Source organism: Candidatus Melainabacteria bacterium (assembly GCA_016193285.1).
Lineage (GTDB): Bacteria > Cyanobacteriota > Vampirovibrionia > 2-02-FULL-35-15 > 2-02-FULL-35-15 > JACPSL01.
Genome location: JACPSL010000036.1, coordinates 18,138 through 38,911 on the forward strand (window position 1 = coordinate 18,138; position 20,774 = coordinate 38,911).

The following is a 20,774-nucleotide window of genomic DNA, read 5'->3' on the forward strand; positions in this document are numbered from 1 at the left end:
CTACAACTCTGCTGCTGCAAGTTCTCCGCGTCTTATAATTTCTTCTTTTGTAAGTTTTTCTTCTTGGCTGATTGATTTATAAAACTCAGAGTCATATCTTCTTGTGCGGACAACTATTGGCATGGGCATTGCATAGCCAAACATTAAAACTTCTTGTTTTGGATTTAGTTGTGAAAGTATTGTTTTTAAATTTTCACTGCCTGATTCACCTACAAATACTGCATTTATATCATTTTCATCATTTAAAAGTAATGTTGCTCTTGTACCAATTTGTGAAAGTACTTCGCTGTCAATTCCTGATGGCCTTTGATCAATAATTAATAAAGTTACATTGTATTTTCTAAGTTCTCTTGCAATTGTTCCAAAAGTTGAAAACTTAGATACTTGAGAAGATAAAAACTTATGTGCTTCTTCAATAGTGATTACTAACCTCTTAGGTGGCTGGTATTTTGTTCTGTTTAAAAGATATTGCTCCATCATATCTACATATGCAGCATGAATTTGTCTTGTAATAATGTTTGCAGCTAGAATATAACTTTTTAAATTATTTAAGCGACCAAATTGTAAGACTATACTTTTTCCGCTTATTAAAAAGTTTAAAATCTTTTTTACACCATCATAACTTGTAACTGGTTTTAAATATTTAACTGAATCTACAAGTGTATTTAATTTTCTTTGAAGTGCTAAGACTGATCCTATGTTTGCACCATTTCTTTGACAAAACTCTTCAATTTCTCCAACAGACATTCCACATATTTTTGAAAACCAGTTTTTATCATGTTCTCTTTGTACTAACCTTGCATGATCAATTGCAGCTTCTGAAAGCCCAAGCTCTCCTTGTAACAGTTCTAAATCTTCTATTTCAACTTGGTTATAACTAATAGTTAAATCAATTGCATCTTTAAATGTATAGCTTTTATTTTCTGGATCAAGTGTAAAAACTTCAACCTTGTCATTAAATAATTGTTTTAATCCTTTAGCTGCTACTAACTCTTCATTTGTACCTTGCCAGCCGTATTCATTATGCATATCAAAAATAAGAATACTTGCTGTGTCTTTTTTTAAGATGCCAGAAAGTAAGATTCGGCTTAAGAAAGATTTTCCTGTACCTGATTTGCCAAATACTGCATTTGATCTTTGTACAAACTTATCTAAATTAATACAGAGTGGAATTTCCATTTCAGCTGGATATCCAATGTGAAAATCATTGTTTAACTTTTCTTCCCTGCCAAATATTTGTTCTATATCTTTTTCAGTTGCTTCATAAACACATGAAAAATGAGGAGGAATTGTTTTTACTTTTGGAATTGACTCTTCATGTGTATTTAAATCTGTCATTAAGTAAGGTGTTAAATGAACTAATCCATATACAGAAGTTCCTTTTAAAACATCTTTAATAAAGTTTTCTTTTGGAGATGGAATAAAGTTAAATAGTTTGTTATTGCTTGTTTCAAGCTGGATATCAGTAACCATAGAAAAATATTTTGTTTTTTCTCCTTCAATAATTACAAACTTTCCAATCCGAAGTTCTTCAATATCAAAATCATTTGATAGCTTTAATAAAAGTCCTTTTGAAAAAGAACCTGAAACAATTTGTCCAATTAACTTTTTCATTTTAGTTAGACCAGGGCAGATAAATCAGAAAAGTACTTTTCATACTTATCAAGATGTAATGGCTTTGGATCAGATATCATTGCTCTTACTGTTCTAGCTAGTTCAATAGACTCGCTATTCTCAGAAGGTATATGAATTGTGTCAACATTTACTCTGATTTTTGTTCTATCTTCACAGCTTATAGTTCCACTTTGAATGATTTCTCTTGCTCTTTTAGCTGAATCACTTAAAAAGTTTTTAGCATCTAAATTAGCTCTGTGAGGTAAAACTGTGCCATCTTTTCTGTATCTTCTGTGTACTAAAACTTCTTGTCCCATTTTTATATTTGCTGCTGTACAAGCACCACTTAAAACAGGACCGCTTAAACCAACTAAAGTTATCCACTTGCTAAATTCTGCTATTGCTTTTGCAACAGTTTCAGTAATTAATGGATCTGTGTAAAGTTGTTTATATAAAAAGCCATGAGCTCTGACATGCCTAATCTCAAGTCCTTTTGCATGTAATAAAGCATATAATGCTCCAAGTTGGTAAAGTACTAATGCTCTTAATTCATCTACACCAATGTAAATTTCTCTTTGACCATTGCCTGTGAAGTCATTATATCCAATAAGTGCACCAATACTTAAATTATAATCGCTAGCTATGTTAATTATTTTAGCCATTGTTAGTGGATCTCCAGCATGAGCTCCACAAGCTATGTTTATAGATGTTACATATGGCAGTATTTTTTCTTCATAAGTATTTTGATAAATCCCAAATCCTTGTCCTACATTACAATTTAAATCCAGATTTTTTTTTGGAGTAATTAAAGCAGTCTGTGGAAGACTTCTTCGATTGTAGGATCTCTGGCTTTGTCTTCTTTTAGGATGTGCTCTGTTATACATACTTTCTTTGCTTTTTTAATCTTTTACTCCCCTACTTTATAGCTATCTTATCATGTAACCTTTCTATATAGCCAATAGCCATTGTACTTGCTAATGAACCATCTGATGCTGCTGTAACAGCTTGTTTTAATGGTGTTTCGCGTACATCACCAGCTGCATATACTCCAGGAACATTGGTTTCCATTCTTTCATTAGTTATAATTTTTCCACCTTCATCCATTTTTACTTTACCTTTAAAAAGCTCTGTGTTTGGATCTAAACCAATGTATATGAATACCCCATCACATTTAAAGTCTTTTTCTTCATTTGTGACTACATTTTTTAATCTTACACTTGTTACTGTGTTACCATCACCTTTTATTTCAGGTACTGTTGTATTCCAGATTACATTGATTTTTGAATTTTTAAAAGCTCTGTCCTGAATTATTTTTTCTGCTCTAAATTTATCCCTTCTGTGTACAATAGTTACTTTACTTGCAAACTTTGTTAAAAATATTCCTTCTTCTACCGCTGAATCACCACCACCAACAACAACAAGTTCCTTATCTTTAAAGAATGCTCCGTCGCACACTGCACAATAACTTACTCCTTTTCCACTATATTCTTTTTCTCCTTTTACTCCAAGTTTTCTGTATTCAGAACCAGTGGCAATTATTAAAACTTTTGACTTAAAGATCCCTTTGTCTGATTCAACAATTTTTTCCTCACTAGCAAGATCTATGTTAAATATTTCACAGTTTGATATTATTTCGCAGCCAAAACGTTTTGTTTGTTCTTCCATTGCCTGGGCTATTTGAGGGCCTGTTATGTGATTCATTCCAGGATAGTTTTCAACATCTGTTGTGTTATTTAACTGACCACCTGGAATTAGTTTTTCTAAAATAACAGTTTTCATATTTCCACGAGAAGCATAAAGTCCAGCTGCTAAGCCTGCCGGCCCTCCGCCAATTATTACTATGTCGTATTCCTTATATTGATTGTTAGTTATCATTTAAAATCGTTTCTTTCAATAATTATATGATTTATACCAATTGTTTGTAAGAGGGAGTTTAGCTTTTCTTGTTTTTGAGACATTAGGTTTTTATAAGCTTCTTGAACTATTCTGCTATCAGTATTAACAGTAAAATGTTGCTTTGTTTCAGGATCAATTATAGTGGTATATCCAGCTTTTGGTAGCTTATAATCAATTGGATCATAGATTTGAAATGAAAAAATATTTTGGTTTTGAGATACTTCATAAATTTGTTTTTCCCATCCTTTTAAATTTATAAAATCACTAATTATAATTAAAAGTCCTTTTTTACAAAAATACTTTCTTGCAAATTCAAGAGCTTTTGTAATATTTGTATTTGTAGGCTCAGGTATGATTTTTTCTTTTAAATTATTAAAGAAGCTAAAAAAAGTTTGAAACATAATGTTTGACTGATTATAAGCACTTGCTAGCGGAAAAAAATAATTAATATCACCAGAAAAAAACGCACCACCAATTTTTTCACTAAAATCAGAAGCCAGATTTAATAAAAAAGCAAACAGTTGAATAAAGGTCTCTGACTTACTCCCACAAAGCATTGAATTACTAATATCAATTAAAAAGAATGTTCTGATTTCTTTTTCTGCAAAATATTCCTTGGTTTGTAATGTACTGGTTTTAGCTGTAGCATTCCAGCTTATATGTCTTAGGTCATCTCCAATGACATATTCTCTGATTTCATTAAAGTCAAAACCAACTCCACGAGTTGAACTTGTAAATGAACCATGCATTAATGCTCCAATCTTTTTAAACTTTCTTTTATTTACATCAATTTGTCTTATGAAATCTTTTAAGGTAGTGGCGTATTGCCATGTGCCACTACAGGATTTCTTTTGCAATGACCAACTTTTGTATTTCATTTGTTCCTTCATAAATTTCTAACACTTTTGAATCTTTGTAGGCATTAGCTACATATGAATTTTCATATAATCCTTGTCCTCCTAGAATTTGAACTGCAATTGTTGAGTGTTTCTGGCAAGCACTGGTAGAAAAATATTTTGCCATACTTGAAAGTTTGTTTAAATCTTGTACCTGATTTTCTTTTACCCAAGCAGCTTTATATAATAGTAATTTACTTGCATCTAAATCTTTAGCCATATCTGCAATATACCATTGGATTGCTTGGTTTTCAGAGATTGGTTTTCCAAATTGGTTTCGTTTTATACTGTGTTTGATTGATTCTTCAAGGATACCTTCTAATAAACCAACTGCTTGTGCAGTGCAATAAATTCTTCCAAACGTAATTGTAGAAAGTGCAATTTTAATTCCATCTCCAATATCCCCTATCTGGTTTTCGCTTGAGATTTCTAAGTTTTTAATTAATACTTCATTTGAAGGTGTAATTTTTACTCCAAGCTTAGGAGTATCTTTTAAGATTTCTATTTCTTTAGTCTTTGATGGAATTATAAAACATGTAACTCCTGTTTTATCTCTATAAGATTTTGTCTGGGCAAAAGTAATTATTAAATCAGATATAGATGCATTGCTTGCCCAAATCTTGTGTCCATTAAGAATCCATGAATTGTTTTCTTTTTTTGCACTGGTTTCAATCATGCTTACATCTGAACCTGCATTTGGTTCAGTAATTGAAAAACAAGCAATCATTTCTCCAGAAATTAATTTGTTTAAATATTTATTTTTTAAATTATCATTTGCGAACTTTTTAATTATTTCACAAGAGTTAAATTGGGTTAAAAAGAATAATCCAATTCCTGGATTGACTTTGCATATGGCTTGTATTAATAAAACATTTTTTAAGAGAGAGTTTTCTTTTGAAATAAATGATTCCTTATATAAGGATTGCCAGAAGTTTTTTAAATTAATTTGTTTATTTTCTTTAAAATAATTGCTTGTAAAATTTTGGACAGTAGTCTTAAATAATTTATCTTGTTCTTGTAATAAAACCTGCACAACAGGTAAATTATAACAATAATCTCTTTTCTAACTCTTCAGATACTTCGTATAAATCAATAAGCAAATTTCCTGTTAGTGAAAAATCTTCAATCTCAGGATCTAAATCTGCTATTTTTTCTTTCAGTAAAATCAGTCCGCTTAGCAATGTTTTTGTATCAATGTCTTGCCAGCTGTAATATGTTCTTTTTTGAAAGTAATTTGCCATTTCCTTAATCTAATCTTTAACTTTTCCGCGTCTTCTCTCTTTTCATTCCCAAAAATCTGTAAAAAGTGGTATATATAAAAATAAATAGGTCGATTAGAGGATTAAGGAATTAAAGAATTAAAGAATTAAAGAATCATGGCAACTACAATATATTTAGCAGGACCAGCAACAACAATTAATGATCCATCATTGCCAATATCCACTGACTGGAAAGTATATGCTGCAAGTACTTTTTTAAAGTCAGGAATTACTGTGGCTAACCCTATAGAATTAGACTTGTCTGGTTTTATAAAAAGCATTGAAGAAGCAAATAGTACAGTTAAATATTCATTGAATTTAATAGATAAAGCAGATTCATTGCTGGCAAATTTACTCCAGGTAACTGAATCAACAACTATGGAAATGTTTTATGCTTACAGGCAAGGAAAACAAGTAGTAGTAATTGGGAATGAGCCTTTTAATCCATGGGTTTTATTTCATTCAGAAGCAAGGTTTAAAAAATTAAAAGAAGCACTGGATTATTTAGTTAATCAAAACAGCGGTCTTGATACTATTACATGGTCTACTCAATTTGAATCCGGGTTAAATAAAAAATCAGAACAATATCCTCCTTATGGTGAACTTGATTTTGAATATTATGGCGGATCTATTCCTATACTAGTTCTAGCTCCACATGCAACTCACTTTTTTAAAGAAGGAAATTTATATTCATCGGAGTCATATACTGGTTCGCTTGCTGTTTTACTTCATAAACTTACAGGATGTCATGCACTTATAAATTCTTACTGTATGGTTGTTGATCCTGTTTATTATTTAAGCTCGCCTTATGTTAATTTTTTAAGCCAGTTAATTAAAAAAGTTAACATGAAATTGGTTTTAATTTTACATGGCATTGAAGATTGGAATAATCCAAATGAAGTTATTCTTACTAGCTGGAATAAAAGTTCTCTTATTAGTAAGACAGAGTACCTGAACTTATTAGCAAGCATGTTAAAAGTAAAAGATTTTAAAGAAATTGGTTTTGATATCCCGGAAATAACATTAAACAATACAAAAACCATCTCTCATTTATTGTTTGAAGATCTTTCAGTTCCTACAATAAGAATTGAAATTCATAAAAGGTTTAGATTGCCCAAGCTTCACCCCGCCCTTTATTCAAGTCTTCATACTGCGCTTGCCCAGTTTTTAATGCTTGTTGGAGTGAAATAGTACAGTTCTTCAATGGTTTTATTAAGTATAGGATGTTTAAAATCTTTTTCTATCTCCATAAGCGGAATTAGAACAAAATATCTTTTATGAATCATTGGATGTGGAATAGTTAATTCATTTGTTTTAATAATTTTATTTCCATAAAATAAAATATCCAGATCAATTATTCGTGACTTTTTTCTTTGCCGTCTCGCCGTATCCTTCCTTCCAAGTCTTCTTTCAATCTTCTTACAAAGTCTAAGAAGTTCAAAAGGAGTAAGTGATGTTAAAAGCTTGATTGCCCCATTTAAAAAGTAACCACTCTTAACTCCTTCTTGTGGAGGATTTTTTAACATCTTTGAAACTTTAAGTATTTTAATTTCTTTATTGTTTGATAAAAGTTTTAAAGCAATTAAAATATTTTTTTCTCTATCACCTTTGTTAGTGCCAATACCTAAAAAAGCAATTTGTTTCATAAATGGTTAGACGTATTTTGGTTAAGACTCTTAAGGTAAATTCTTTTAACCTTTTAATTCTATTAAATCTTTTTAATCTATAAATGCTGTTTAGTAATTTTTTTTAGAAAGATTTAAGAAAGTTTTTCTTTTTTCCCTTGACTCGTAAAGTTAAGATTTAGTAAAGTGTAAGTATATAGCAATCTGACTTGTAAAGTATTGAAGAATAATATAAAAAAGAAGTATTAAAGAAAACAAGACAGCAGGCTAAATAAAAAAATGTCTTTAGAAATATTTTTTAAAGAATAGGAGATAGAAAGATGAGAGTTAATCAAGCAACTAAAGATGCTGTAGATATAGCACATGCATTACTAAATGGACAATTTGCAACTGATAAAAAAGATCATAAAGTCGAAGAAGTAAAGCCTGTTGTTGACGCTGAGATTGCTAAGCTTGAGAAAAAAGGTGTTCATAAGACTGCCTTGACAGATGACTTCTATAGAGCTTTAGTAGAAGTAGTAAATGGTAATAAGTTAGACGTTGAAGAGACAAAAGTGCAACCACATACTTTAAAACAATTGGATGTCGATGTTAAAAAATCCAAAGATACTGTATATGAATATGTTCATAATATACCTACTGATGCAGACTATAAATTTAAAACTGATGCAAAACCAGTTTTCCAAGATGGTTGTGGAATTAGCTTGGTTGATGGTAGCCTTAAAGTAGAAGACAAAAAACTTATATTTAAGTATAAATGGGATGGAACTACTTTTGATAAAAGAGCAAATTTTACATTTGAAACAACAGGAAATCCTCCTGGAGTTGATACCTCAAAGTTAACAGGGAATGTTCTTATCCCCAAAAAACCAGATGCCCCAAGTGGTGAATGGACATGGCAAGATTATTTAGGGTGGGGACTTGGTGCATTAGGGCTTGTAGCTGGCGGGGTTGGTGTAGCAAAACTAGCTAGTGATGAGAATTCTGCTCCATGGGGTTTTGCTACTGGAGCAGGTTCACTTTTACTTGGCGGGGCACTTATTGCTAGAGTTCCACAAATTGCAAAAATATTTGGAGTTGATTTAGAACAAAAATCAACACCTGCTCCTGCTGGTAAGCAGTAATTAAAAATTTAAAAGGAGGATGATAAGTAAGATTTAAGGATAAAAATTTCATCCTTAATAAATAATTTTTTATTTTTATAATTTTATTTGATATTAGTATTTTATGACATCATCACTTGCAATAAGTAAATATTTTGGAGAAGCATCTAGTAGTTCTAGTTCGCTCGGGAGGACTGTTCAAGTAGTCCAAGAAAGTGGAAGCGAGTTTATAAGAAGAGCTCCTGGATTTGGTCTTGGGGCAATATGTGTTGGTACTGGGACTGCAGCACTTGTTACAAGTGGTTTTGCAAAGTCTTTACTGCCTGATAATACAGCAGCAGATAAATTTTCAGTTTTTGGAATGATTGTAGGTGGAATTCTTGCCATATATGGTCTTGTAAAAATGTGGATTAGCGGGAATAAACAAGAAGTAAGCAATAACACTAGTGAAGCTAAGTATGAAGTAAATTTAAGTGATAGTGAAATAGATGAGCTAAGTACTACTACTGCTACATTAAGTTCAATAAATCAAGATCCTGTTTTTTCTTTTTCTCGTGACATTGTTGATGTTGCTAATAATAATCGAAAAGTTGATGCAGAGAAATTATATAAATTGTGGACAAAGGATGAAGGAGTATGTGGCTTTAGGGGCCCAGGTAAGATAGCTTTTTCAAGTCCAAAAGGTGGTTCGGCTTCTGAACTTACAGATGATGAGTATAGAGACAGACTAGCAGTCTTGATTGGATATATTATGGCAGGTAGATCTGATGATACTTTCCTAACTAATATTACCGGTACAAAATTAAAATATTCTGATCTTATTGATCCAACAAAAGGTTGTAAATTCTCTCACTTACTTCCTCATGAGTTTAATTTAGTTTATATGGCAGCAAGAAACTTTAAAGAAGTATTGAAATCTGATACTAATATTCAAACTATTTTTCAGAATGTTGTTTCAGAGGTAAGTGTTCCAGGTAGAGATCCAGAATCAAAACTTAAAAATTATGTTAATGCTCATAATTATTTAAGAATACTGAAGTGTTCGATAGACTATGTCTTCAAAGCTGAAGAAGAACAAACTCTGGATAATGAAAAAGCAAGGAAAGTTGTACTTGTAAGATCTGCTCTTATAACTGGGCTTGGGTTAAAAGGAAATAAAAGCCAAATTAATGCTGAGCTAAGAAAAATATTGAATGGTGATGCTCCTGAAAAGAGTCTTGTTGAAAAAATTAATAAATTAGCTGAGTATAAAGTAAGAGATGTTGTAGTAAACCAGTTACAAGCACAAGGCTATGGAATATCAGATGCAAAAATTGTGTTTGAAGATATCTTTCCTTCAAGTGAAGGCTTTATTGATTTAAAAACACCTTAGTGTTTAGCATGCTTAGCAACTACCGATGTACTTATTCCACCCCTTGAAGTAAAATTTCCAGTTACAGTAATTTGTTTTGGTTTTAAAACTTTTATAAGATCATCAAGTATCTTATTTACTGCATATTCATAAAATATTCCCTGGTTTCTGTATTTTAAAAGATAATATTTTAGCGACTTAAGTTCAACGCAGACTTTATCCGGGATGTACTCAATAACTATTGTTCCAAAATCTGGCAGGCCTGTTTTAGGACATACTGATGTGTACTCGGGACATGTGATAACAATGTTGTAATCTCTTTTAGGATAACGGTTTGGAAAGGTTTCTAATGTATTTTTTCTTTTTGTCATTTTGACTAGTTGACCTATCATTATAAACCGTGGATAATGAATGTTATGATTTTTGGTAGAAATAATAAAAACAGTAACAAGAACTTAGAAAAAAGCAGCAACTCTGACAATGAGCTAACTTTAAAAAATGCTTCTAGTAAGCTTGGAATTTCTGAGTCAACTGTAAAAAAGTATTTAAAAGATTTTAATTTAGAAACTGAAAAAAGCTCTGGGAGTGGAAATAAGACTGTAGTTTCACAAGATACATTTCAAGCACTTCAAGAAATTACAAAATTAAGAGCAAATGGTTTGTCTATTCAGGAAATAAAAGAATTAAAGAGCCAGGAACCTTCAAAAAATATTTTAGATGAAGTTGAAAGTCAATCATTAAAAGAAAAAGAAAATGATGCTTTAACAAAAGAAGCATTAGAACAAAAGATAGAAGAAGAAAAAGAAAAAATCCCTGAAGAAGAAATTAGCTCTATAATTGAAGCTGAAGTTGAAGAAGTAGAAGTTCCTGAACAAAGAAAACGAAGAGGTTTTAACTATAGATATGTTGAAAGACAAATATCAAGTGATTCTAAACGAGTATCCTCATTAAGACAAAGACTGCGTAATCCAAATCTTTCAGTTCAGGAAAGATTATTTTTTGAAGAAGCGCTGGAACGTAGGATATTATTTTTAAACGGATGGAAACATATTCTTAGGTGGGTTTCAACAAAGTAATTAAGAGTATGTCAATTAGGTTTCTTACAGCTGGTGAATCACATGGTCCTGAACTAAACATTATTGTTGATGGTGTACCAGCTGGACTTGAGCTATTAGCAGAAGATATAAATAAAGACTTGCATCGCCGCCAGAGTGGTTATGGCCGTAGTGGAAGAATGAAAATTGAAAAAGATAAAGTTATTTTTACTGGTGGTGTAAGACTTGGAAAAACAATTGGTGGACCTGTTTCAGTAAGAATTTTAAATAATGATTTTAAGAACTGGGAAATTTCAATGTCCCCTTTTCCGCAGGATATAAATAATCCTGAAATAAAAGAAAAAATAAATTCAACATATATCTCAAAAGTCAGGCCAGGACATGCAGATTTAGCAGGTGCAATAAAATACGGACATGAAGATGTTAGAAATGTGCTTGAAAGATCAAGTGCTCGTGAAACAACAAGCAGGGTTGTAGCAGGTTCAATTTGTAAAAAACTTTTAAAAGATTTAGATATTCAGGTTGTAAGTTATGTTTTAAGAATTGGAAGTGTTAGTGTTGAGTTAAATTCTTTAGGAACAAATTATAAAGAACTATTTAAAAAAGCTGAATCATCAGAAGTTAGATGCCCGGATGTAAAAACTTCAGAGCTTATGAAAAAAGCAATTGATGAAGCAAAATTAAAAGGTGATACTTTAGGTGGTTTAATTCAAGTTATTGCAGTTGGTGTACCTGTAGGATTAGGCTCTTATATTCAATGGGATAAACGTTTAAATGGAAGAATTGCATATGCACTAATGTCAGTTCATACAGTTAAATCTGTTGAAATTGGGCTTGGAAAAGAAGTATCAAAACTATATGGTTCACAAGCGCATGATCAAATTTATATAGATCCAGAATGGAAAAATGACAAACTTCGTTATAAAAGAAAAACAAATAATGCAGGTGGTATAGAAGGTGGCATATCAAATGGTGAACCTATTGTTTGTACAGTTGCTACAAAGCCAATTCCTACTTTAATTAAACCTCTTGATTCGGTTGACATAAAATCAAAAACCAATGCTCAGGCTCATTTCGAAAGATCTGATATTTGTGCGGTGCCTGTTACAGGTGTTGTTTTAGAATCAATGTTAGCTTATGTTTTATCAGATGCTCTCTTAGGGAAATTTGGTGGTGATAGTATGAATGAATTGCTTGATAATTATAAATCCTATCAAAATAAATGTTTTAGTCGTTAATTGTTATTTAACAGCAATATGAATTGCAATAATTCCACCAAAAACATTTTTATAAAAACATTTTTTAAATCCTTTTTGTAACAATAAATCTTTTAATTCTTCTTGTTTGTACCAGCTTAAAAGTGAAGTAGGGAGATATGTGTAAGCATCTTTGTCTTTTGCAAAGATTTCACCAAGCTTTGGAATAATTTTAAAAAAATAATAATAAAAAACTTTTTCTAAAATACGATTTGTTGGATGTCCAAGATCTATACAAGCCAACACTCCGCCTTTAGAAAGTATTTTATAAATAATTTCAATACACCTTTCTTTGTTTACTAAATTCCTAAGTCCAAATCCAATTGTAATTAAGTCAGCAGAATGATTTTTTAAATCATCTTTTTCAATGTCTAATAATTTTAATGAAATATTTTTTAGTTTTAATTTGTTTAGCTTGTTTTTTGTAATATCTAACATTTCATTACAATTATCAATGCATGTAATATTTGCCTGTGGACAGTATTTGTTTAATATCATTGCTAAATTACCTGTACCAGAACATAGGTCAATAGCGTTTTTAAAATCCTTTTTTTCTTTTAAAGCTAGTTTTATAGTTTTTTCTTTCCATGCTTTATGCATCCCAAAAGTCATTAAGTTATTTAAAAGATCATACTTATAAGCAATCTTTGCAAACATATGATTTACAAAGATTGATTTGTCTTTTACTTCTGATTGTATTATTGTTTGTATCATACAATGAATGTCATAAAAGAAATTGATGAATTATTGTTTAAAGCATTAACTCTTGTAAGTGAAGATAAATATCAAGATGTACAAGAAGTAGTAGAATCTGTTTTAAACAATAATAATTATATTAATAAACTTAATTCCCATCATTGGCAATATATAGCTGACATTTACCTTTCAATGGGTAAGCTAGATTTAGCTTTAAATGCATACTATAAAACAGATAATTTAGCTGGCATTGCATTTACACTAATTTTACAAGGCTCCTTAGATGAAGCAAGTAAAGTATTGTCAAATGCATCTGAATCGCCAGCAAAATGCTGGTGTGATTTTTTAATTGATTTATTTTCTAATTCAAAAATTAAACATTGGCCTGCCTTTTTTGTAATTAGGCATTTTATAGAATTTACAGTTTATGAATTGCTTCTAACTAATAATTTCAAGTATGTAGATCTGTTTACAAGTAAATTAAATAAATTAATGGAAATTAACTTAGATAGTGAAAAACTAATTGGTAGTGCTTATTTTCATTATGGTGATCATGAACAAGCAATTAAAATCCTAATGAACGTAATTAAAAGAAATCCGTATGATGGAGAAGTTTATTTTGTATTAGGTCAGATATATTTAGCAAAGAACTTACCTTATGCAGCTATTCCAATGTTTAATAATGCACTTTTACTTTTACCTAATTATTATCCGGCTAAAATGTTATTAGAAAAAGCAAATTTAGAAATAAATAAATAAATATACTTAGTGGTTTTTATTAAATGTATAAAACCAAGACACATGATGTTTGCCAGCAGGGTACCAATAAACACAACAAAAAAAACTAGTATGCTGTTTGTACAGTTAAAATTCCCAGCACTAACTGATCTTATTATATTTATAAGTTCAAGAATGCTTAGTATTAAGCCAGTGGCTAATATTAAAACACTTGCAATTTTAAATAATGTTTCAAGAGAATTAATAGCCTCATGATTTATAAAATTTTTTTCAGTAGACAAATTAAACTTTTCTTTTAGTGGAAACAATGTTGAGTCTAAAGTGTGATCGATACTTTCTTCATTAGAAGGGCTATAGTAAGTTCGTTTACCTTTGTTTTCGTTTTGTTTTTTCTGATTAAATTTTCCTTCTAAAAGAGGACTATGTAATCTTTTAGGATTGGTGTTTGAGTAATTTAAGCTCATAGATATTTATAAATTCTTGTAAAGAGTTGAGGTCATTTACGTTATAGCAGTCAATACCAGGATTTATTTTTTTTACAAGCCCTGTTAAAATTTTTCCAGGCCCTATTTCAATAACTGCTCTAACGTTTTCATTGACGAGATTGTTTATAGTTTGTGTCCATAAAACAGGTGAGATCATTTGTCTTTTTAATTTTTCTTTAATTGATTTAAAATCTTTATTTGATAAACCATCAATATTTTGAAAGACAGGGACTGTTTGATTATTTACAGGTAATTCAAGTAATTTATCTATCTCTAGAACAAATTTCTTAGAAGAATCTTCCATGAGAGATGAATGAAATGCACCACTTACAGGTAAGATAATTGTTTTACCACCAAGTAGTTTAACTTTTTCTTCAATATTTTCAAAAGCTTCTTTTTTTCCTGAAATAACAAGCTGGGTAGGAGAATTATAATTTGCAATAACTAAGTTGTTTTTATCTAGTATTTCTTTTTCTATCTTTTCACTTGTTAAATTTAAAATTGCAGCCATTTTCCCACCTGGAGCATTTTGCATTAGATTCCCCCTGACTAAAACAAGTTTTATTAAATCTTCAAGTGTAATAAAGTTTGCAAACCAAAGAGCAGTTAATTCTCCAAGGCTATGGCCGCAAGCTGCATATGGCTTAAAAGGCAAACTTCTTTTTTTTAGTTCTTCAGTTAATAATAAAGTTAATGCAACAGATACTGCAACAATTGAAATTTGTGTGTTTTTAGTTTGATTTAATTCTTCTTGTGGGCCGTATAAGAAAACATTGCTTATATTTCTATTTGCTTGTAAGTTTACTTTATTAAATATATCTTTTGCAATTTCAGTATGTTCATATAAGTCAAGCCCCATCCCTGCTTTTTGAGAACCTTGTCCTGGAAATAATACTGCAAAGTACATAGGTTTTATTTATTTGTAGTTTTAACTAAACTAATCATTTCAGAAAGTATTTTTGTTTCTTCGTCTTTGTTCTTACATTCTTTTAATTGACTTGCCAATGATTTTAATTTTTGTTTGTTTGTAATCCACCATTTAATCCATTCTTTTGCTTCAGTTAAAATACGTTTTTTATTTTTAAAATATCCACTAGTTTGTTCTTCAGTTTCAATTTTTAATGCTAAATCAGAAATAACATTCATTAAATGCTTATATTCATTAAATTGTATTATTAACTGATTAATAACCTCATGTGGCTTAATATTGGTTTGAACCATACTATCTAAAAACTCTTTAATGAGTTTATGTTTTTCATCTATAAATTCAATTTGACTTAGTTCTTTTTTAATTTCTTCTATATCTGGAAACAAGCTAATGTAAAGAGCTAATAGTTCTGTTTCTGCATGCTGAAATCTTTCAATGGTATGCATCTTAAACATATCCTCATCTGGACTTTTTTTTTGTTTTTTTATTCTTAGCTTGTCTTTTAATTTTAAATTTATTAATTCTTCGTTTATACTTAATTTTTGTGAAATGTATTTTATATTCTCATTTTGTTCCATTAGATCCTTAATTGAAATTATTATTTCTGTTATTTCATTAAAAATATTTTTCTTAGATATCTCATTTGTTGCATTAAAATATTCTTTGGAAAGTCTGTCAAATATAAAATGTGTAAGTTTTCCACTGCTTTCAATTTTTTTTCTAATTGAATTAGTGTCTTCTTGATTTAATGATTCATCTAAATCTTTTCCTGGCAAGTTAGAAGTAACTCTTAAATCCAAATTTACAAATTTTGTTATTTCCTGGGTAAGTCTAAAAATGTTTTCAACTGCTTTTTTACCTGCTATGTCAGAATCTAAACATAAATAAACCTTCTTTGAGTCTGTATATTTTGTAAGGAGTCTGGCTTGCCAGGTAGTAAGTGCTGTACCTAAAGGAGCTACTGTATTTAGTAAATTATTTTGATGAGCAGTGATTACATCTAAATATCCTTCAGTTAAAATTACATAGTCTAATTTTTTAATTTCATCTTTTGCAAAGTTTAAACCATATAAACCCTGACCTTTATTAAAGATTAGTGTTTCTGGAGAATTTATATATTTAACATCATCATTTGACAGTGCTCTGCCTCCAAATCCAGTAATATTATTTGCTTCATTATATATTGGGAAAATAATTCTATTTCTAAATCTATCGTAGTAACCTTGTTGGTTTTCTTTGATTATAAACAGCCCGGATGCAATTATTAATTCATTGGAATATTGCATTTCTTTAGTTAAGTAATTAAGAAGTGAATCCCAACTGTTTTTAGCAAATCCAATTTCATATTTTTCTATAGTTTCAATAGATAATTTTCGTTTTCCTAATAAGTAGTTAAGTGCTTCTTTGTTTAAGTTATCAAACAAGTTCTTTTTAAAAAAGTCTGATACTATTTTGTTTAATTCAAAAAGTTTATTCTTGACTTGGGTTTCAGAGGTGTTTTCATTTCCATATTCAATTTTTAAATTATATTTAAGTGCTAATTCAGGTATAACTTCAGACCACTTTTTTTTATTTATAAGTGCATAGAAAGTAATTAGATCTCCTCCAGTTCCACATGAAAAGCATTTAAATATTCCTTTTTGAGGATGTATTTGTAATGAAGGATGGTGATCGTCATGAAAAGGACATAGTGCAACAAATCCTCTCCCTGATTTTTTTACAGGAATAAATTCAGAAATTAATTCCTGAATTGGTACCTGGCTTTTTAATTGTTCTATTATTTCTTGAAAATTTTTAATCACTTCAAATTCCCTGATTCTCTAATTCTCTGATCCTCTAGCCTACGGTATCTGTCCAATACAATCAAGAGCTAAATCTTCTTTAAATCCAAGCATTATATTCATATTTTGAATTGCTTGACCAGAAGCTCCTTTAACCATATTGTCAATAGCACTTACTACAATTAATTTTTTTGTTCTCTTGTCTTTTAATACTGAAATATGACAAGTGTTTGTATATTTTACATTTTTTGTATTAGCGTATAGCTCTGTAGGTAAGACTTTAACAAATCTTTCATTTTTATAATAATTTGAAAATAGTTTTTGAATTTGACTTTGATTTAGATTATCTTCTTTTAAATTAGTATAAATAGTAGATAAAATTCCGCGGCTTACAGGTAGTAAATGTGGTGAAAAAGTAATTTTTATTTTTTGTTTTTTAAGAGTCATTTTAGATAATTCAAATTCTATTTCAGGAATATGTCTGTGTTTTCCAGCAAGCTTATAAGGTGAAAAAGATTCATTAATTTCACAAAACTGTAATTCAGTTTTTGCATGTCTTCCTGCACCACTAATACCGGATTTTGAGTCAATGATTATTGAATTTAAATCAATAATATTATTTTTTACGAGTGGTGCTAAAGCAAGAATTACTGATGTTGGGTAGCACCCAGGATTTGCAATAATTTGAGAGTTTTTAATTTCTTCTCTATAAATTTCTGATAATCCATATGTTACGTTAATAAATTTATTTTTAGAGACTTTAATTTTTTTTTCTAATCTAAGATCAGCACTTAAGTCTATTACTTTAATATCATTTTTTATATTTAAAAGTTTAGGTATAAGGTTTTTTGAAAGCTCATTTGGAGTAGCAAAGAATACAAAATTACAATCTCTTGCTATTTCTTTTAAATTAATAGATTTACATTTATGTTTAATAAAATTAAAAAAAATTGGATAAGTTTCACAATAAGATTTTCCTGCATGTTGTTCAGAAGATAAATAACTAATCTCAACTTCTGGATGGTTTAGTAGTAGTCTTGTTAAAACTACGCCAGTATAACCAGTAGCTCCTATAATTCCAATTTTAGATTTCATGAATTTTAATTATAGCTTATAGAAGGCTGAAGATTGATAGAATTATTTGTGCTATGGAAAGTAATGAATGCTGTTACTTAAGCGAAATATATTCTGCTATTCAAGGTGAAGGACCTTTAGTAGGAGTACGTCAGATATTTATTAGATTTAGTGCTTGTGATTTAAGATGTGTTTGGTGTGATACACCTGAAAGCTTGGTTAAAACAGATTCTTGCCAAGTTGAAAACGGTGCTGGCAGTAGATCTTTTGAAAAAGTTCAAAACCCAGTAAGTAAGCCTCAGTTAATTTCTTTTATAGAAAAATTATCTCCAGCTCTTCATCAGAGCATTTCACTGACTGGTGGAGAACCGCTTTTACAAAGTAAATTCTTAAGCTTGTTTTTACCAAATGTTAAACAACAAATAAATTTGCCTGTCTATCTGGAAACCGGAGGACATAGAGTGAATGAATTAAAAGAAATAATTAATTATATTGATTATGTTTCAATGGATTTTAAATTACCTAGTTCTTCTAAAACTAGAACTTTATGGAAAGAACATAAAGAGTTTTTAAAAATCTCATTAAGTGCTAAAAATTTACAAAACATCTGGGTAAAAATTGTTTTAACTAATGAAACTTCTTTTGGTGAACTGATTCAATCTATTAATATTGTTAAATCTTTAAGTACAGCTGGCAAAAATATTGAAATTATTTTACAGCCAGTAACTCAAATCAATGGCTCACAACCACCAAGCAAAAAAGATCTTTTAAACATCCACTTAAAATTACTAGAACATTATTCTTATATTCGGATTCTTCCTCAGGTACATAAATTAATTGGGCAAAAATAAAGGCGAGGTAACCTCGCCTTTACTAGTTTCGTGGGGTTATTTCTACTTCAAATTCAGACATTGCTCCCATTAAGCCAAATAATACAGATGATTCTTCCAATGAAACTTTTATTTTTATTGGTTTGTCAGTTTTATATTCTTTACCAAAATAAATATTTACTTCATTAGTAGTAAATGGATCAGTAAGTGAGTTTGCAAGAAAATTTCCACTAATTGGGATATTTCTACTTTCTTTTTTTAATTTTGCAAAATGATCTATAAAAAGTTCATCTTCACTTTCATTGACTGTTGTTTCTTCTTTAGGATTAGCAAAATCCTGCTTAAGAGAATCTATGAATTCTTTATCTTCAGGTAATGAAGACTTTTGGATTTCTAGAATTGGTGGAAGAAATGGCCAGCTTTTTTCTTCATCTTCTGTGTAATGTTTGCTTTGATTTAAAAACTTAATTGATTTTAAAATTAAATATTTTTCTTCTTGTTGAATTCCTTTTATAATGTCTTCTTGTAACCTTTTTGGTTTTGCAAAATAATAAAGTATGTAGTTATAGCTAATTACATCTCCGCTAGGTTCAAATATTACTGGTTTTGTAAAGTAAATATAAGGAGAGCTGTCTTTTGCATCATCAGGTAAAGGCACACCAAAAGAAGAGCCTGAGTTAATAGCAATTCTTTTTTTATTTGCTTCTCTTAGCTCTTCACTGATAGCTTTAATTGCAACTTTTGCTTTTACTTGTAGTAAACCTCTTCCATAACTTTGGTAAAATAATCTCCAGCCTTGATCAGAGTATGCATACAGCAAGCCTAGTACTATAGCAATGACAGCAATAACTGCCATCGTTTCAATGAGACTAAATCCAATGTTGTTTCTTTTAATGATTTCTTTTTTTTATTTCTTTTACCTCTTCAGCTATCATTTAAAGATAAACCAGATGAGTCCAAAAGTAAATTCTCTATAAGTCCTATAAGTAAAAAGAAATGAAAAAGCCTAAACCTTACTTTATTGCTGTTACAGGGAATTTTGGTGTTGGTAAAAGTCTTGTTGGGAAAATATTAAAGGAGCTTAATGTGGCTGTTGTTGATACAGACGAATTAGTAAGAAATATTTTAAAAACAAAAAATAAGACAACAAAAAAAATAGTAGGTATCTTTGGTGAAAAGATCCTAAACGGAAAGAATAAAAGTAAATATATAGATAGAAAAACCCTTGGCAAACTAGTTTTTAATAACTCGGCTAGAAGAAAAAAACTTGAGTTGATTATTCATCCGGAAGTAAGAAAAGAGATTTTTAAGTTAAAAAAAAATACAAACAAAAAAATCATTGCAATGTTAATTCCGCTTTTGTTTGAAACTAAGCAGCAAAATGATTATGATGAAACATGGTGTGTTGTATGTGACAGGAAAAATCAATATAAGCGGCTTATAAAAAAAGGTTTTTCAATAAGAGAAATAAATCTAAGACTAAAAGCACAATTACCACAAAATAAAAAATCCAAGTTAGCAAGTTTTGTTATTAATAACTCTGGTACTATCCAAGAAACAAGATCGCAAATCAAAACTCGAATAAGTCATATAACGGGTTCTATTAAGCCATAATTGCCATCTTTTCTTTTATATATTGTGTTTATTTGATTTGTGTTTGAGTTAATAAATACGTAGAAATCGTGGCTTATAAGATCAAGGTGTGTTATAGCTTCTTCAGGAGTCATTGGGTGGATGTGAAATTTTTTTGATTTTATTATTTTGCCTTCCTGAAGTTGATTATTATTAGAGAAGGTTTTACTTTGAATAGTTTCTGGTAATTCTAAATTTGGTAGTGGTCTTTCATTATGTTGATAGCTTCTGTAAACTTTGGATTTATATTTTTGAAGTTGTCTTTCCAGCTTATCTTCAATAAGATCTATGCTTGCATACATACCTTCACTAGCTTGTTCTGATCGGATGATTTTTCCATCCAAAAAGATAGTTACTTCAATTACGTTATCATTTGTAATTCTTGGGTTTTTTGCTACGCTAAGCTTAACTTTTACCTCGTGTCCTTTTATAATTGATTCATAGTGTTTTTCTAGTCTTTTTAATTTGTCTGTTACATAATCTTTAAGTGCTTTTGTAAGTTCAATGTTTTTTCCTTCAATAGATATTTTCATTTGTTTGCCTACTTATATATTT

Annotated in this window: 23 protein-coding genes; 8 read left to right on the forward strand and 15 right to left on the reverse strand. The window is 29.9% G+C overall.

Annotated features, from left to right (window positions below; translation table 11 throughout):
- Genes HYY52_07600 through HYY52_07625 form a run of 6 tightly spaced genes read right to left on the reverse strand, consistent with a single transcriptional unit; the run spans position 1 to position 5,647 of the window.
- Positions 1-1,614: an ATP-binding protein gene (locus tag HYY52_07600; protein ID MBI2996547.1), complete on the reverse strand. Its 1,614-nt coding sequence runs from the start codon at positions 1,612-1,614 to the stop codon at positions 1-3.
- Positions 1,615-1,619: 5 nt separating this feature from the next.
- Complete coding sequence (locus tag HYY52_07605) at positions 1,620-2,498, reverse strand: LamB/YcsF family protein (protein MBI2996548.1); 879 nt, start codon at positions 2,496-2,498, stop codon at positions 1,620-1,622.
- A gap of 31 nt (positions 2,499-2,529) precedes the next feature.
- Positions 2,530-3,489, reverse strand: coding sequence for a thioredoxin-disulfide reductase (gene trxB / locus HYY52_07610; protein ID MBI2996549.1), 960 nt, complete (start codon positions 3,487-3,489; stop codon positions 2,530-2,532).
- Entirely contained in the window at positions 3,486-4,388 is a 903-nt protein-coding gene (locus tag HYY52_07615) for a DUF58 domain-containing protein (GenBank protein ID MBI2996550.1), read from the reverse strand. The genes trxB and HYY52_07615 overlap by 4 nt, the downstream gene beginning before the upstream one ends.
- A complete protein-coding gene (locus tag HYY52_07620; GenBank protein MBI2996551.1) occupies positions 4,348-5,439 on the reverse strand; it encodes an acyl-CoA dehydrogenase family protein in 1,092 nt (363 codons plus the stop codon). Before HYY52_07620 ends, HYY52_07615 begins: the two co-directional genes overlap by 41 nt.
- A 10-nt stretch (positions 5,440-5,449) precedes the next feature.
- A complete protein-coding gene (locus tag HYY52_07625) occupies positions 5,450-5,647 on the reverse strand; it encodes a hypothetical protein (protein ID MBI2996552.1) in 198 nt (65 codons plus the stop codon).
- Positions 5,648-5,782: 135 nt separating this feature from the next.
- On the opposite strand from HYY52_07625, the gene HYY52_07630 reads away from it, so the two are divergent.
- Positions 5,783-6,856 (forward strand): hypothetical protein, encoded by a 1,074-nt coding sequence (locus tag HYY52_07630; protein MBI2996553.1) that lies wholly within the window; start codon positions 5,783-5,785, stop codon positions 6,854-6,856.
- Here the strand turns inward: HYY52_07630 and folK are convergent.
- On the reverse strand, positions 6,811-7,311 hold the full coding sequence (gene folK, locus HYY52_07635; GenBank protein ID MBI2996554.1) for a 2-amino-4-hydroxy-6-hydroxymethyldihydropteridine diphosphokinase: 501 nt from the start codon (positions 7,309-7,311) through the stop codon (positions 6,811-6,813). The genes HYY52_07630 and folK overlap by 46 nt on opposite strands.
- 299 nt (positions 7,312-7,610) lie before the next feature.
- Here folK and HYY52_07640 point away from each other — a divergent pair, with 299 nt between their 5' ends.
- On the forward strand, positions 7,611-8,414 hold the full coding sequence (locus tag HYY52_07640; protein MBI2996555.1) for a hypothetical protein: 804 nt from the start codon (positions 7,611-7,613) through the stop codon (positions 8,412-8,414).
- Positions 8,415-8,517: 103 nt separating this feature from the next.
- Positions 8,518-9,765 carry a hypothetical protein gene (locus HYY52_07645; GenBank protein MBI2996556.1) on the forward strand — a complete coding sequence of 416 codons (1,248 nt, stop codon included), beginning with the start codon at positions 8,518-8,520 and terminating at the stop codon, positions 9,763-9,765.
- On the opposite strand, the gene queF is transcribed toward HYY52_07645, so the two are convergent.
- The gene (gene queF, locus HYY52_07650) at positions 9,762-10,115 is read right to left on the reverse strand and encodes an NADPH-dependent 7-cyano-7-deazaguanine reductase QueF (GenBank protein MBI2996557.1); all 354 of its coding nucleotides are present in this window, start codon (positions 10,113-10,115) and stop codon (positions 9,762-9,764) included. The two genes, HYY52_07645 and queF, sit on opposite strands and share 4 nt — an antisense overlap.
- 36 nt (positions 10,116-10,151) lie before the next feature.
- Between queF and HYY52_07655 the strand changes: the two genes are divergently transcribed.
- Positions 10,152-10,820, forward strand: coding sequence for a MerR family transcriptional regulator (locus tag HYY52_07655; GenBank protein MBI2996558.1), 669 nt, complete (start codon positions 10,152-10,154; stop codon positions 10,818-10,820).
- A 14-nt stretch (positions 10,821-10,834) separates the two neighbouring features.
- Positions 10,835-12,037 carry a chorismate synthase gene (gene aroC / locus HYY52_07660; GenBank protein ID MBI2996559.1) on the forward strand — a complete coding sequence of 401 codons (1,203 nt, stop codon included), beginning with the start codon at positions 10,835-10,837 and terminating at the stop codon, positions 12,035-12,037.
- A gap of 3 nt (positions 12,038-12,040) precedes the next feature.
- Here aroC and HYY52_07665 read toward each other — a convergent pair whose 3' ends face one another.
- Complete coding sequence (locus tag HYY52_07665; protein MBI2996560.1) at positions 12,041-12,769, reverse strand: ubiquinone/menaquinone biosynthesis methyltransferase; 729 nt, start codon at positions 12,767-12,769, stop codon at positions 12,041-12,043.
- Positions 12,770-12,772: 3 nt separating this feature from the next.
- Here HYY52_07665 and HYY52_07670 point away from each other — a divergent pair, with 3 nt between their 5' ends.
- Positions 12,773-13,510 carry a hypothetical protein gene (locus HYY52_07670; GenBank protein ID MBI2996561.1) on the forward strand — a complete coding sequence of 246 codons (738 nt, stop codon included), beginning with the start codon at positions 12,773-12,775 and terminating at the stop codon, positions 13,508-13,510.
- Here HYY52_07670 and HYY52_07675 read toward each other — a convergent pair.
- The 4 genes from HYY52_07675 to HYY52_07690 are packed head-to-tail and all read right to left on the reverse strand — an operon-like array spanning position 13,459 to position 17,778.
- Positions 13,459-13,953: a hypothetical protein gene (locus HYY52_07675; GenBank protein ID MBI2996562.1), complete on the reverse strand. Its 495-nt coding sequence runs from the start codon at positions 13,951-13,953 to the stop codon at positions 13,459-13,461. The two genes, HYY52_07670 and HYY52_07675, sit on opposite strands and share 52 nt — an antisense overlap.
- Positions 13,922-14,881 carry an ACP S-malonyltransferase gene (locus tag HYY52_07680; GenBank protein ID MBI2996563.1) on the reverse strand — a complete coding sequence of 320 codons (960 nt, stop codon included), beginning with the start codon at positions 14,879-14,881 and terminating at the stop codon, positions 13,922-13,924. The genes HYY52_07675 and HYY52_07680 overlap by 32 nt, the downstream gene beginning before the upstream one ends.
- Before the next feature lie 5 nt (positions 14,882-14,886).
- A complete protein-coding gene (locus HYY52_07685) occupies positions 14,887-16,704 on the reverse strand; it encodes a DNA primase (protein ID MBI2996564.1) in 1,818 nt (605 codons plus the stop codon).
- Positions 16,705-16,743: 39 nt separating this feature from the next.
- Positions 16,744-17,778 (reverse strand): N-acetyl-gamma-glutamyl-phosphate reductase, encoded by a 1,035-nt coding sequence (locus HYY52_07690; protein MBI2996565.1) that lies wholly within the window; start codon positions 17,776-17,778, stop codon positions 16,744-16,746.
- A 53-nt stretch (positions 17,779-17,831) separates the two neighbouring features.
- Here HYY52_07690 and HYY52_07695 point away from each other — a divergent pair, with 53 nt between their 5' ends.
- The gene (locus tag HYY52_07695; GenBank protein MBI2996566.1) at positions 17,832-18,608 is read left to right on the forward strand and encodes a 7-carboxy-7-deazaguanine synthase QueE; all 777 of its coding nucleotides are present in this window, start codon (positions 17,832-17,834) and stop codon (positions 18,606-18,608) included.
- Positions 18,609-18,630: 22 nt separating this feature from the next.
- Here the strand turns inward: HYY52_07695 and HYY52_07700 are convergent, their stop codons facing one another.
- Positions 18,631-19,443 carry a hypothetical protein gene (locus tag HYY52_07700; protein MBI2996567.1) on the reverse strand — a complete coding sequence of 271 codons (813 nt, stop codon included), beginning with the start codon at positions 19,441-19,443 and terminating at the stop codon, positions 18,631-18,633.
- 140 nt (positions 19,444-19,583) lie between these two features.
- Here HYY52_07700 and HYY52_07705 point away from each other — a divergent pair, with 140 nt between their 5' ends.
- A complete protein-coding gene (locus tag HYY52_07705; GenBank protein ID MBI2996568.1) occupies positions 19,584-20,201 on the forward strand; it encodes a dephospho-CoA kinase in 618 nt (205 codons plus the stop codon).
- Here the strand turns inward: HYY52_07705 and raiA are convergent.
- Positions 20,174-20,752 carry a ribosome-associated translation inhibitor RaiA gene (gene raiA, locus HYY52_07710; protein MBI2996569.1) on the reverse strand — a complete coding sequence of 193 codons (579 nt, stop codon included), beginning with the start codon at positions 20,750-20,752 and terminating at the stop codon, positions 20,174-20,176. The genes HYY52_07705 and raiA overlap by 28 nt on opposite strands.
- Between the last annotated feature and the right edge of the window lie 22 nt (positions 20,753-20,774).

What these genes read in the sequence shown, in the direction of transcription:
- HYY52_07670 (MBI2996561.1), top strand. Translation starts at nt 12,773, where the DNA reads ATGAATGTCATAAAAGAAATTGATGAATTATTGTTTAAAGCATTAACT.
- HYY52_07625 (MBI2996552.1), bottom strand. Translation starts at nt 5,647, where the DNA reads ATGGCAAATTACTTTCAAAAAAGAACATATTACAGCTGGCAAGACATT.
- HYY52_07695 (MBI2996566.1), top strand. Translation starts at nt 17,832, where the DNA reads ATGGAAAGTAATGAATGCTGTTACTTAAGCGAAATATATTCTGCTATT.
- HYY52_07655 (MBI2996558.1), top strand. Translation starts at nt 10,152, where the DNA reads ATGAATGTTATGATTTTTGGTAGAAATAATAAAAACAGTAACAAGAAC.
- HYY52_07630 (MBI2996553.1), top strand. Translation starts at nt 5,783, where the DNA reads ATGGCAACTACAATATATTTAGCAGGACCAGCAACAACAATTAATGAT.
- HYY52_07605 (MBI2996548.1), bottom strand. Translation starts at nt 2,498, where the DNA reads ATGTATAACAGAGCACATCCTAAAAGAAGACAAAGCCAGAGATCCTAC.
- HYY52_07700 (MBI2996567.1), bottom strand. Translation starts at nt 19,443, where the DNA reads ATGGCAGTTATTGCTGTCATTGCTATAGTACTAGGCTTGCTGTATGCA.
- HYY52_07615 (MBI2996550.1), bottom strand. Translation starts at nt 4,388, where the DNA reads ATGAAATACAAAAGTTGGTCATTGCAAAAGAAATCCTGTAGTGGCACA.
- HYY52_07705 (MBI2996568.1), top strand. Translation starts at nt 19,584, where the DNA reads ATGAAAAAGCCTAAACCTTACTTTATTGCTGTTACAGGGAATTTTGGT.
- folK (MBI2996554.1), bottom strand. Translation starts at nt 7,311, where the DNA reads ATGAAACAAATTGCTTTTTTAGGTATTGGCACTAACAAAGGTGATAGA.
- HYY52_07665 (MBI2996560.1), bottom strand. Translation starts at nt 12,769, where the DNA reads ATGATACAAACAATAATACAATCAGAAGTAAAAGACAAATCAATCTTT.
- trxB (MBI2996549.1), bottom strand. Translation starts at nt 3,489, where the DNA reads ATGATAACTAACAATCAATATAAGGAATACGACATAGTAATAATTGGC.
- raiA (MBI2996569.1), bottom strand. Translation starts at nt 20,752, where the DNA reads ATGAAAATATCTATTGAAGGAAAAAACATTGAACTTACAAAAGCACTT.
- HYY52_07645 (MBI2996556.1), top strand. Translation starts at nt 8,518, where the DNA reads ATGACATCATCACTTGCAATAAGTAAATATTTTGGAGAAGCATCTAGT.
- queF (MBI2996557.1), bottom strand. Translation starts at nt 10,115, where the DNA reads ATGACAAAAAGAAAAAATACATTAGAAACCTTTCCAAACCGTTATCCT.
- HYY52_07675 (MBI2996562.1), bottom strand. Translation starts at nt 13,953, where the DNA reads ATGAGCTTAAATTACTCAAACACCAATCCTAAAAGATTACATAGTCCT.
- HYY52_07640 (MBI2996555.1), top strand. Translation starts at nt 7,611, where the DNA reads ATGAGAGTTAATCAAGCAACTAAAGATGCTGTAGATATAGCACATGCA.
- HYY52_07690 (MBI2996565.1), bottom strand. Translation starts at nt 17,778, where the DNA reads ATGAAATCTAAAATTGGAATTATAGGAGCTACTGGTTATACTGGCGTA.
- HYY52_07600 (MBI2996547.1), bottom strand. Translation starts at nt 1,614, where the DNA reads ATGAAAAAGTTAATTGGACAAATTGTTTCAGGTTCTTTTTCAAAAGGA.
- HYY52_07680 (MBI2996563.1), bottom strand. Translation starts at nt 14,881, where the DNA reads ATGTACTTTGCAGTATTATTTCCAGGACAAGGTTCTCAAAAAGCAGGG.